Genomic DNA, 13270 nt, shown 5'->3' on the forward strand with positions numbered 1-13270 from the left:
TGAAAGCACTCAGATCCACTCTGTAGTGTCTCGATAAACTAATAGCTAAAAATTCAAAATTAACTATCCGATATTTTGAATTTAGATAATAATAATCACAATATCGGAGATAAAGTAAGCTAATTTGAGAGCTTATGTTTCATGGAGTGAAAGTATGAGTGCATACGATAAAATTAGTGATTTAGATTTTTTTTTAAAAATTGTAGAGGCAGGGTCATTAACTCGAGCAGCAATCTTATTAGAGAGCTCACTACCATCGATGAGTCGGCGCTTATCACAACTAGAGCAAAGACTCGGAGTAAAATTAATAGATCGTAATGCTCGGCGCTTCAAACTAACAGAGAAGGGTCTTTTTTTTCTAGAACAATCTCAGCACATTGTTTCGTTAATTGAGAATATGGAAAGCAACTTACAAGGACAGCAGGATTTTCTTACAGGTAGACTACGGATAGGCTCACTTAATCAATTTGGAAAACAACGGTTAGCTGGTTGGATAACCGAATTCGCAGAACAATACCCATATTTAAAAATTGAATTATTGTTGTCAGACTCCAAAGTCGATTTAATGGAACAAGAACTTGATTTTTCTTTCCAGATCGAAATTCCCTTGGAAGCGGATTACATGTCAGTACCTGTAATTCAGGGCAAAAAAATTTATTGTGCTTCTCCAAGTTATTTCCAGAAATTTGGAAAACCCGCTAATCCTCAAAGTTTGTCTGATCATCAATGTCTTTGTCTAATTAGGAACCGGCATACATTTAATGAATGGTCATTTATTGATTCTGGCAAAAATAACATAGTAAAAGTGACTCCATATTTGGCTAGTAATAGTAGTGAAATAATTCATAAATGGGCCTTAGATGGAAATGGTATAGCCTATAAATTAAATTGGGATATCAAGGATGACTTAGATTCTGGAAAATTAATTGAATGCTTGGAAGACTTTAACCCATTACATAAAAGTCTATATATGGTGTATTTAGAAAGTAACTATACCCAACCTAAAATAAAGTATTTCGCTGACTTTATAGTTAAAAAAATGAAATCTTAATCTCCGATTTGCATCAGAAACTTTTAGTTTCTAATACATTATTATTTTAAATGAATCCTATTATATATTTAAAATCTAATACCCACTTTTAGGGTATAATTTTATATCTTTAAAGTTTTTTAATTTTTTTTCTCACTATGCTTAAATAAATTTTTATTTTCAAAGGATTTGAGGAAAATGAAATCTCATAAGGGAAAAATACAATCAGTTTTATATTTAAGTTTAATTTCATTAGTACTGTATGGGTGTAATGATTCTGATAGTAATGAAGAGGATATAGCAAAACAAACGGGAATTTGTGATAGTTCGGTGTTAAGTAAAAGTTTTAAAGATAATAATTATAAAATTATTACTACTCATTATTTTAAAAAAGGTGAGGAGTTAAAGTTAAAAAATAATACAGAGAATAATTTTATTACTGCAGCTAATAACGTTTGTGTTGTCAAGGTTCTAGTAGGACCTGAAACAAATATTCACGATAAAGGTGAACCCTCATATTCTGAAGGAATCGGAATTGAAATTTGGTTACCTGATCCTGCGAAATGGAACAAAAGGATTCATGTCAAAGGTGGTGGAGGTTGGGTAGGTGGTCAACATCAAGATCCTAATATTCTGGTAGGTATCAGGAACGATTCAGCTGGTTCACCTGCTGAAACTGCTACTATTGAAGGTGCTGTTTCTGCACAAACTGATACAGGTCATGTAATTAATAATGGTTCTTTTGCTATGAATAGTGATGGGACCATCAATACTCAGTTATGGCATGATTTCGCTGAAAGAGGAATTCATGAAATGGCTGTAGTTAGTAAGCTATTAACTAAGCAATATTACAGTGAAAAGCAAAAATATGCTTACTGGAATGGCTTTTCTACAGGTGGTAGACAGGGATTAAAAGAAGTACAAGCGAATCCAGATGATTTTGATGGCGTACTTGCTGGTGCACCAGCAATCAACTGGACACGCTTTATTACCTCTGAGCTTTATCCCCAAATTGTTATGCAAAGAGATTTAAATGGTAAACTTTTAACGACTGAACAGCTCAATTTAGTCTCAAATAGAGCAAATGAAATATGCGGGCAGATTAATGGTCAAAGCTATGGCTACATGCTCGATCCTTCTTCTTGTAAATATGATCCAACCAAAGATACTAGTTTACTTTGTGAAAATAATCAGACAGAAAATTGTTTAACTCCAGCTCAAGCTTTAGCAGTAAATAAAATATGGTATGGACAGACAGAAGATGGTTCTGTACCAGATCCAGCAGAAGATAATAGTTTTAATTTAAATCTTAGCACTAAGCAAAATTGGTTTGGACTTACACGTGGTACGAATTTAACTCATTTAGCTGGTGTTAATCCTTTTATAATTTCTACAGACTTAATTGCTTTAATTCAACAAGATAGTCGAATAGCTCAAGCTAATTTTATTAACAAACTAAGCAATGGTTTGGACCAATGGAGAACATTTGATTATCCTCTACTAGCAGATACCCAGAAAAAAGGTATAGAACTCCAAGGTAAATTTTCAAATATTAATACTGACTCCACTAATTTGAGTAAGTTTCAAAGTTTAGGTGGGAAGTTGATTATATATCATGGAATGGCAGATGAGCTCATCATGCCACAAGGAACAATGAGATATATAAATCAATTGAAGTCGACTATGGGGGATAGTGTGGTTAATAGCTTTATGCAAGCCTATTTTATACCTGGTATGGGACATTCTTTTGGCAATGGTACTTCAAATAGCAATGCAAATGTTGCACTGGTAACTAATCAGGAACTATATCAACAGTTAACTAACTGGGTTGAAAAAGGTATTACCCCGACTGATATGGTAGCAACTTCAGCAAGTAAAGATCGCAGTTTACCTATTTGTTTATATCCAAGGAAAATTGCTTATATTTCAGAAAATATTAACCAAGCAACTAGTTATAAGTGTGAGTGATTTTGTCATTTTATTGATGTTGTTTGAGATTAATTAGTTAAATTTAATTACTTAGAGTTATTAAAATACGGCACGCATAACAATCAGCTTATGACGTGCCGTTTATTAGAATATTTCGATGTGCTAGATAGCTAACGATTTTTAGATACCCGTTGGTGAGATAAAAATTCAATAAAATAAAATGCTTAAGTCTTAGATATTGTATTTAACTTATGTTTACCAAAAATCTAGTTCATAATTAAATTTATATTTAATAAACAATAATTTTAATTACTTAGAGTACTAAAATAATAACTTATAAAATATTTAGTTTATAAACCTAGCTATGAATACATATTTTCCTACTAAAAAGGTCTTAAGAATAGACTAAATTTGTCTAGGAAAGTGGTGGCAGTCCACCACTAATTAAAATGCTGAGGCTAGGATTTTGATAGCTACGATTTCTGTTTGGCTTTTTGCCGTAAGACATACAAATATAAGCTTTCTACTTTTTCACGTGCCCATGGTGTGGTACGTAAGAATCGCAATGATGATTTAACACTTGGATCTATGCAAAAACATCTAATTTCAATTTTACGACTTAAGCCTTCAAATCCACCGTAGTAATCCAATAATTCATCCAAAATGTCAGCAAGCTTTTTGCCGTGTAAAGGGTCATTGGAGGCGTTCATAATAGATCAACAATATTTTTTGAGTCCATTATTATAACCTGAGCTAGTTGGAAAATGAGAGGGATTGCGAAAACACATCCCGAAGCGTATTAGGTTGTAATTGATTATCGAAACTGGCTAATTTCAGTTTTTAGATCTAAACAAGCCAGATAAGCGGGAGAGATTGCTTGAGTATTTTTTGATGCAGTTGGTGTGAGTATTTGAAATACTGTATGTATTGTGGTGATGGAAATCTAAAGAATAGCTGTACACATAAATCATATAAGTTTTTTAAAAGTATGTATAGCTGTATTTTGATTTTTTAATTAAATTTCAATAGGATATATGGTTGTTTGAATTTTAACTAAGAGCTTAGGTTGGCTAAGAACTCTAATGTTTAAAAGGCGATTTAGAAAAAGAAATCTATATAGCAGCCAGTAGTAATCGCAAAATACAGCTCGTAAAGGTGATGTGCAGTTCACTAGGGTAAATATAAAAGTGTAATTACAAATTATAGAAAACTGTCTAGAGAATTACTCTGGCGAAGATTAGAAATAGGGTTCAGCCAGTTTAAGTTGTTAAGAGTGCCAAGGCTTAGTAAGTTGCTCAAGCAACAGATGCAGTTTATAAGCTTTTTATAATTCAGTGTAGTGAAGCCTAAACGGCGTAGTAACAATACAGAGTAGCCAGAGTCTTATATATCGTAGGTTTCCAAATCTTCTATTTAACATAATATACATTATACGAACAATAATATAATTCCTTATTAAGTCTTTAGTTCTATCAAGCTCTTAGCTACATTTCCTTCTTAATGTTGCCTTACCATCACAGTTGTACGATAAAAAATATTGCTGCCCATTGATGACAACATCACTGGAATAAAGATTTCTTTATTCAAATAACATTTATAAAACTCAACTAAATGATGATGATCTTCATCAAGTTTAACTGCCTGCGAACATGCACCATTTGCTCAAGCCCACGATCGAATTTCTCTGATTGCAAAATTAGACGAATATTCTGTGCCTTTATCTCTAGCACGTTCGTCTACTTTGAGTAATTTGCCTTTAAAGATGTTGTGTGCGTTTGTCATGATAAATAGCCCTTATTCTATGCTTATCACGCTGAATTTTCAGGTTCAGAATGAAGATTTTTAAGAATAAATTCGGGTTAATTAAACATATAAGCTATTGATAATAATGGTTTTAATTGTTTAAAATTGCTTGACAAAATGAAACTTATACATAGATAAAAATTAAAAAGCCTGACTAACCTACTAATCAGGCATATTTAAACAACGATCACTTGTTAAAGCGCAATATCAAACTCTGGTGTGACTACTGTAGGCTGTAATCGAGTACGTTGCTTTTTAAAGTATGGAAGTACGTGCTCACCAAGTCGATATGATTCTTCAAGATGTGGATAGCCTGCAAGAAAGAATAACTCTATGCCAATGCTATTATATTCTTGAATACGCTCAATAATCTGTTGGTAGCTTCCCACTAAAGCAACACCTGGTGGAACACCAATATAGCCAAAGCCAGACCAGACATTTGGATGTATAAAGAAGTCGCTGACATTTTTACTACCATCTTTTTCAGCGTATTCTTTTTCGAAGCTCAGTACACGTGCTGAACGTAAACCCGCATGGGCTGCTGCTGCATGTAAGCGTTGCTTTTCAGCTGCTTCATCAAGAAAACGCTGTGCTTCTGCCAACGCTTCTTGTTCAGTACGGCGTGCGATTGTATCTATTGATAAACCAAATTTTATATTTTCACGACCATACTTTTTTGCACGCAAACGCACATCGGCAATCAATGCCGCGATTTCTTCAGGTTTTTCAGCTCTCATTAAATAATAGTCGGCATGTTTCGCTCCAAATTCACGAGCAGCTTCCGAAGAACCTGCGGTGCAAATAATAGGAAGGCTCGCTTTATTCAGTGGATATTTTAATCCGCCACCTTCTGCCGAATAGTACTTTCCTTGATAGTGAAATGAAGGGTTATTCCAATATCCTTTTACAACATCTAGAAACTCTGTAGCACGTGCATAACGTTCGTCATGAGGTAAATCATCACCTACTTGACGTTGAATCACTTCCGAACCGCCATTAATAATATTCCAAACCAGCCGATTACCTGTTGCACGCTGATAAGTTGCCGCAGTTTGTACAGCATTATATGGACTAAAATGATAAGGCTGGAATGCCGTCACAAAGTTAAGTTTTTTAGTTTCTCGAGCAAGTAACGAACATACAGTCCAAGGCTCTTCACCCGTTGGCGCATTCACCATGAGCGCACCAGCAAACCCATTAATTTCTGCTGCCCGTGCGATCTGGCTTAGATAATCAATATAGGTAAAATCATCACCTACGTTATAGTTAGAAACCGCTCCGGTATTTTCAACATTTTCAATATTGGCCCAATCACCGCGATTACGTGGATCACCGGGTAAAAATTCTGTTTCGCCATGAAGCGGCAAACGTGTAAAAAATTCAATTCCCATTATTTTCTCCGTAAAGCAAAGCTTAGAATTTTGCAGTGAGAGAAACACCAACTTGACGTGGGTTTCCATAGGTTAAGACATATTGCCCAGCAGGACCATTTGGTCGCCCATGGACTTGATATTCTTCATCTAACAGGTTTTTAACGTACGCATTAACTTGGTATTTATTATTTGCGCTGTGATACCCAACGTTCGCATTCCATAAGGTATAAGCTTTCTGACTTAAGATCGGGTCAACAGAATAATCTTGACGATTTACTAAGAAAAACTCACGGTCACGATAACTTGCATCAGTGCCCACAATGACTCGTGCTCCACTATCAAGGTTAAAGGTATATTCACCGCCTAAACCGATGGTGTACTTAGGAGAACGAACTAAGCGGTTACCTGTATTGTCAGCATTTACGACATTGGTTACTGGGTTTTTATCAACAAAGTCGGTGTATTCGCTGTCTAAATAAGCCCCGGCAAAGCGTAGGCGTAAATTATCGGTCGCCAAATAATCTAATTCTAATTCTGCACCTTTTACTTCTGCCTTAGGTCCATTTGCTAAAACTGAGGTTACCCCTCCACCCTGTCCTTCGGTCGCAACCAATAGATTTGTTTGAATGTCTTTGTAATCATAATAGAAAATATTGGCATTGGCCGTTAAATTGCCTTGTAGCAAGCTAGACTTCAACCCTAGCTCATAGCTATTTAGATATTCAGGGTTAACATCTGCAAGTTGAGTCAGACTACTTGAAAGACCGGTGTTGAAACCTCCTGAGCGGAAACCTCGAGCAAAACGGAAGTATGTGTTGATATCAGGAGTAATTTCATATTCAGGCGTAATATCGTAGGTCAGCTCATTCCATCTTTTTTTACGACTTGTTGAACCATTTGCATTCGGTGCTGGGTTATAAACCGCATTACTGTACCCATCCTTTTGCCACCAACTGCCTTTGGTGTAATCGCCCGAGGTAATTTGAACAAGGTCTAGATCAATGTCTTTTTCTTCACTTGTCCAACGTAGACCACCTGTCACCTTAAATTTGTCGGTAAATTTATAGGTACTGTTTCCAAACAAGGCAAAACTTTGGGTGGTCTGGTTATAGGTAATATCCCTAAAAGCTGGTGTTCCCGCCGTTTGGGCTGGAGCGCCATTCGGTAATGTTTTATTTACTCGCGCACTTACGCCTGTTGAGTCTAAATCTTCATTAAAGAAGTGAAAACCTGCGATCCAACTGAGTCTTTTTTCAGCATCAGAAGAAACACGAAACTCTTGGCTATATTGGCGCCACTCATTATCACTATAGCTTCGTGCTACATCATATGGCGTGTAGTCACCATCAGAAATGGATTTTTGAGTGGTTTTATCAAACGCTGTAATGGATGTAAAAGTATGACCGCCCCCTAAATCTCCTGTTAATGTGAGTGATGTACCATCATGTTGAATTTTATTGCTTTCAGGTAAATCTAAATTTGTGTCGCGGCCTTGTGGTCTTTCATAAACACCCCAGTATTTTCCAATACTTAACGAACCATTATTGCCCAGACCATTATAGGTTTGGCTATGCAGATTGACTAAAGCATTCCAATCGTCATTAATTTTTCCTAGTATCTGGAAGCGGAATGATTTTTTATCAACATCTCCGTAGTCTTCTCCACTGGCTAAATTCTTTGCATAACCATCGCGGTCTTCTGAATAGAATGCACCTCGTACGGCAACGTTATCTGATATTGCTCCATTCACGGCGCCTTCAAAAGTACGAAGATTATGGTCGCCTATTCCTATTGTTCCATAACCAGTCGGTTTGTCTGAAAAGACGGGTTTCCGTGAAATGTAATTCACTGCACCAGCCGTGGTATTTTTACCATAAAGCGTGCCTTGTGGACCGCGTAGAACCTCAATACGCTCTAAATCAAATAGGTCTCCAGCACCCGCAACAGGCGCGTTTAAATAAACTCCATCTGCATATATACCGACTGGGAAAACTGTAGAGGCTGCAACATCGCCAGTTCCTAGACCACGAATATACCAACGTGGACGGCTATCGCCATCAGGGTTTTCGGCTGCTGCATTGGGTGTATAAGTTAAAACATCGCCAATAAATGTTGAGCCTTTCGCAGCTAAATCTTTGCCAGAAACTGCCGTAATTGCGGTCGGAACTTTTTGAATGTTTTGCGCACGATATTGTGCAGTAACGATGACATCGCCTAGTTTTTTTACATCTTTTGCATTTACCACCTGAGCTTGTTGCTCAGCAGGAATTGTATCAGCATCATCGTTCGCTAAAGCTAATGTCGAAACACTCGCCGTTACTCCCCACATAGCAGTTAAAATACTCTGCCTAATTTTTGTAACCTTAAACATGGTGACTCCATTTAAATAAATCTATTCTTATATTGGCAACTTCCATGCCATTAAATTTATTTAAATACTTTCAAATACTTATTTAAAAACCAAGAATAAAGCGTGTAAAAACTGCTGATAGATAGACAATCTGAAAGGTATTATTGTTGTTATTTCAACATTCACATATTTTATGTGTTTTATCCAGTATTAATAATAAAGCCATACAGACGTATGGCTTTTTAAGTTTCTTAGAAATAGCGGATGAGTTTTAAAATTTATAACTAAACTGACCCTGTACAGTCAGAGGACGCATAGGTTGTAAAAACTCACTATTCGCTCCTGCCAAACCATTCACAAAATTTCGTTCATTAGTCAGATTGAGAATATTGAGGCCCACCGTCCACTGTGGCTGGCGATAATAAAGACCTAAGTCCAGATTATAGTTATTAGGTACTTTCACGGTTTGACTTAAGTTTGTGTACCAGTAGCTTGTCCACCATCCTGATAGATTGGCCCCAAAACCAGACTGATGTTGGTATTCTACATAAGCACTTGCAGAGTACTTGGGAATTCCTGCTGCATCATAGCGGCCAGCTTTACGTTGGTTTAAAGCATTATTATCTCCCCAAACCGTAGCATTATCCGCATGAAAGCCAAATGGTGAAAAACCAGCAGGTATAATTGAGCTATATTCAGCATCTAAATAAGTGAAATTGCCCCCAATTGCTATATTCTTTTGTAGCTGCCATCTTAATGATGACTCCATGCCTTTTACTTCAAAGCGAGCCATATTGCCGTTCGTATCTGGCGATAAATCTCGTTTTTGTTCAAATCCACTCAGGGTTAAAAATAATTGGTCAGTAATAGGTTCATATTTAAACCCTATTTCTTTTAGCTCACTTTGACTGTCAAAAGCTAAAGGATTGAGTTGATTGCCAGCACCCCAAATCAAGAAAGGCCCAAATACTCCTGTATTTAATGCGGTGCTTTTATCATAGGTAAAATAGAGTGTGCTTTTCGCAGTAGGCTTAATAAATGTACTGAGTTGGTAGCTTAATAGACTATATTTATCACTCGATGAACGTATATCTGTTGGGGTTAAGACCAGTGGGTTTTCAAGTTTTGCTCTTACAGAACTATGGTTAATTCCTAAATTAATGCCGAATACATCGTTAAAGGTAAAATTTTGCTGAGTGAATACGCTTAACGTATCCCAAAAACCAGATCCGGTATAGACAGCTCCTCCTCCATTTGGTGGGAAGCCACCTTTTTCTGCATATAAACCATTTCCAATTGGGTACATGCGCGGTAAATTTAAATATCCAAAATATTGAGAATATTGAGGTACCCCTGCTTGCCCAATCCAACCTCCTGTTGAACCGCTATTGTTGATTAACCCCAGTAAGTCTCCAGGGTTCTTCTGCGATGGATCATTGGTTAAATCATAAGGATTGATATTAAAACTATTATTTGCAGCTAAGGACGTAAACTTTTCATGACGATATGTTCCCCCTGTACTGCTTTTATTATTAATTTTTACGCCACCTATTTCAAAATCATAGTCGCCTAAAAACTCTAGTCGGTTATCAATTAACTCATGATCTAAATCTGTAAAGAAGCTTCCAACAGAGTCGCCTAAATCTTTGTTATTTTGATAGAGCGTACTATTCGCAATAGACCAATGGTCATTTAAATCTTTAATTACTTTTAATTGAGTACTAAATCGCTTGGCACTATTTTTATCTTCACTGCGTCCTGAAACATGATCATCTAGCTTGACCAACTCATTACCGGGGATTGATGGATCATAAACCCAACCTTTAATAGTTCCTGCTTGATCGGCAGTTGAGTTCGGTAACGGCGTGGTCTGAACTCCACCAACAGCAATATATTGGTTTTTATCGTTCTTCTGACGAGTTTGCCAACCAATGACTTTAGAATTTGCCGTACCCGATTCAAATACAGGAGACCAAAAAGTCGAACCGTTTTGAATAATAGGCGTAGCTCTACCTTTGTAATAAAGACCATTATCAACCGATTGTTGCGATGCTCTATTCCAGCCATGTGTCACATTAAAATCGTAATAGTCATCGTAACTAATATTCCAGTCTACCCGTAAACGATCATTTGGACGCCAAGCAAGGGCCCCATAAAATGCATTAAAGTTATTTTTCACATTGTCATAATAGTCATCTGTCTTTTGTGCTGTTGCACTCACGCGAAATGCTAACTCTTTTGAAATTGGGGCCATATGATCAATACTGACAGAGAAATTAGGCTCTGCACCTTTACCTGAGTAAATGGAACCTACAGTCCCAGAAATATTGGTTTCGGCTTTATTAAAATTAGGCTTTTTGGTTAGGTAGTTAATATATCCGCCAGAACCTGAAGTCGGCGCAAAAATTACACCAGTTGGTCCTGCTACAATATCGGCTGCTTCATAAGCATTGAGATTGGTTGGATGGCGGGTACTGTAAATGCGTTGGCTATCTTGAAAAACTTCCGAGTTCTGTCCACGAATTTGTGGAGCAAAGTTAGCATTTTGTCCCCCGCCTCGTGTAATGCTAGGTGCATATTTGACGAGATCATCCGCACTGCGAATAACATCTTCTCTAAATTGTTGTTCTGATACTTGGGATACTACACGTGGAGTGTCTAATACAGAGCTATCCGTTCCATAAATTGAGGTCACTTTACGTTTGGGAACAACGGTGGTTTTCTTGGTCGCTCCAGTAACCACTACATCTGACAAAGTAATTACATCACTCTCGGAATCACCTGCTTGTGGTGGTGTTTCTTCGGCAAAAACATATAACGGTAAAGTCGCCCCTAATATGCTAAGCGCAATAACTAAAGGTTTTAATTGAAAAGGCTGTCTCATATCACACTCAGTAAAGTAAATTTACAATGCGTTACGCAAAGCCTATGCCAACCATTAAACAGCCAAATAATTACCCCTAACCATTTGATTCAGTTATTTTTAATTTCTTATTCTTTATTTATCAGTTCTACTCATGTTTATTTTTTCAACAAAGCTGTTGAAATAGAGACACTCATCAAAAATAATAATTCTATAAGATTCTGATAAATATAGTAAAATTATACAAAAATATTGGCATTTATTCTGCAATACCTTACAAGATGAAGATCTAATCAGGTATTTATAATGACAAATCAAACATTTCTATTATCACGTCGGAAGTTTTTAACGCAAAGTCTCACGGCGCTAGGTGGCGTCTCTCTCGTGGGCAGTCTATCTGGCTGCGGCCCCTCTCCAGACCATAGTACCGAATCAAACAATGCCTCTTCGGCAACACCTAAGCATGGAGGGGTTATACGCTTGGGTCTGATTGGAGGACAACAATCAGGTAGTCTAGATCCTCATCTTTCAGCCTCGGGAAGTGGTATTACACGAGGTTTCGCTATTTATAATAAATTATGGGAATGGGATGAAAATATGCTGCCCCGACTTGCTTTAGCGGAGTTTGCAGAACCTAATCACAATGCAAGCGAATGGACCATTCGGTTACGTAAAGGCTTAGAATTTCATCACGGTAAAACCATTACCGCAGATGATGTGATCTTTTCAGTTAAACGTCTAACAGATCCTAAACTCGCCTCACCATTTCGTAATCTGGTGCAGTGGATTGACCGAGATCGTATTCAAAAACTAGATGAATACACCGTTCGTATTCCTTTTATTAGTACGATTCCCGGCTTTGTTGCACTGCCCGAAACTTGGGTAAACTTTGGAGGAATTGTACCAACTGACTTCGACCCTATTCATAATCCAGTCGGAGCTGGTCCATATAAAGTCAAAGAGTTTATTCCGGGGCAACGTTCTGTTTTCACCCGTTTTAATAATTACTTTAAACCAGACAAACCTTATGCAGATAGTTTTGAAGTGATTGATTTTAAAGATCAGGTCTCTCGATTAAATGCTTTATTGGCTGGGCAAATTGACGTAGCAAACGCAATTTCACCTGAATATATTAAAATTTTGGAGCAAGCAAAACACATTCAAACCATACGCTCTACGACCAATACGCATAATAGTTTTGACTTTAATACTCAACAGGCACCGTTTAATGACCCTAGAGTGCGTCAGGCATTTCGTTTGATTGCAAACCGAAAGGAGTTAGTACAACGAGGCTTAAATGGGCAAGGTCGGATCGCCAACGATCTTTATTCGCCGCAAGATCCTGCCTTTCTCAATCTGCCGCAGCGCCAACAGAATATTGCCGAGGCAAGAAATCTATTAGCGCAAGCGGGTTTTAAAGACGGTTTGAGTGTAGAGCTTGTGACCCCTGTGAGTAGCGCTCAACCTGCATTAATTTTTGCCGAGCAAGCGAAACAAGCCAATGTGAATATTCGGGTTAAACAAGTAGATTTTGCAACGTTTAATGGTCCCGACCGCAATAAGTGGCAGTTATCGAGTAATGCGACCAATGTCGGCACGCCCTATTTATCGACTGCCGTTGTTAACGATGCCCCAATTTCCACAACCAATCGTGTGAACTTTAAAGACCCTGAATATAGTGAGTTGTTTTTTAAAGCACTGGCAGAGCCTGATTTAGCCAAACGCAAAATCCATTTAGCGCAAGCACAAAAAATTCAACATGAACGTGGTGGAATGCTCATTTGGGGATTTAGCCACACCATTGATGCCGCAGCTAAAAATATTGGCGGTTTAGCTCCTGAACATACGATTTTCCCGACATGGCGCTTTGAAAAACTCTGGAAAGCTTAATACCCATTTGTAAACTCACCATAAAAAAAGCT

General features: G+C 37.4%; 7 protein-coding genes. 3 read left to right on the forward strand and 4 right to left on the reverse strand.

Features of this window, described 5'->3' with window-relative positions; genetic code table 11:
• Window positions 1–154 precede the first annotated feature (154 nt).
• Both ACB088_RS06530 and ACB088_RS06535 read left to right on the forward strand, forming a co-directional pair.
• Window positions 155–1051, forward strand: coding sequence for a LysR family transcriptional regulator (locus ACB088_RS06530; RefSeq protein WP_375038388.1), 897 nt, complete (start codon window positions 155–157; stop codon window positions 1049–1051).
• A 177-nt stretch (window positions 1052–1228) separates the two neighbouring features.
• On the forward strand, window positions 1229–2998 hold the full coding sequence (locus tag ACB088_RS06535; protein WP_375038389.1) for a tannase/feruloyl esterase family alpha/beta hydrolase: 1770 nt from the start codon (window positions 1229–1231) through the stop codon (window positions 2996–2998).
• Window positions 2999–3432: 434 nt separating this feature from the next.
• On the opposite strand, the gene ACB088_RS06540 is transcribed toward ACB088_RS06535, so the two are convergent.
• From ACB088_RS06540 to ACB088_RS06555, 4 genes are all read right to left on the reverse strand, one after another.
• A complete protein-coding gene (locus tag ACB088_RS06540) occupies window positions 3433–3669 on the reverse strand; it encodes a VF530 family DNA-binding protein (protein WP_003651786.1) in 237 nt (78 codons plus the stop codon).
• 1287 nt (window positions 3670–4956) lie between these two features.
• Window positions 4957–6153, reverse strand: a complete 1197-nt coding sequence (locus ACB088_RS06545; RefSeq protein WP_375038390.1) for an LLM class flavin-dependent oxidoreductase — start codon at window positions 6151–6153, stop codon at window positions 4957–4959.
• A gap of 22 nt (window positions 6154–6175) precedes the next feature.
• Window positions 6176–8506 carry a TonB-dependent receptor gene (locus ACB088_RS06550; protein ID WP_375038391.1) on the reverse strand — a complete coding sequence of 777 codons (2331 nt, stop codon included), beginning with the start codon at window positions 8504–8506 and terminating at the stop codon, window positions 6176–6178.
• Window positions 8507–8756: 250 nt separating this feature from the next.
• Entirely contained in the window at window positions 8757–11369 is a 2613-nt protein-coding gene (locus ACB088_RS06555) for a TonB-dependent receptor (RefSeq protein WP_375038392.1), read from the reverse strand.
• A 285-nt stretch (window positions 11370–11654) separates the two neighbouring features.
• On the opposite strand from ACB088_RS06555, the gene ACB088_RS06560 reads away from it, so the two are divergent.
• A complete protein-coding gene (locus ACB088_RS06560) occupies window positions 11655–13238 on the forward strand; it encodes an ABC transporter substrate-binding protein (protein WP_375038393.1) in 1584 nt (527 codons plus the stop codon).
• Window positions 13239–13270 lie beyond the last annotated feature (32 nt).

Origin of the sequence: Acinetobacter sp. RW6 (genome assembly GCF_041956835.1) — a bacterium.
In the GTDB taxonomy this organism is placed as follows: domain Bacteria; phylum Pseudomonadota; class Gammaproteobacteria; order Pseudomonadales; family Moraxellaceae; genus Acinetobacter; species Acinetobacter calcoaceticus.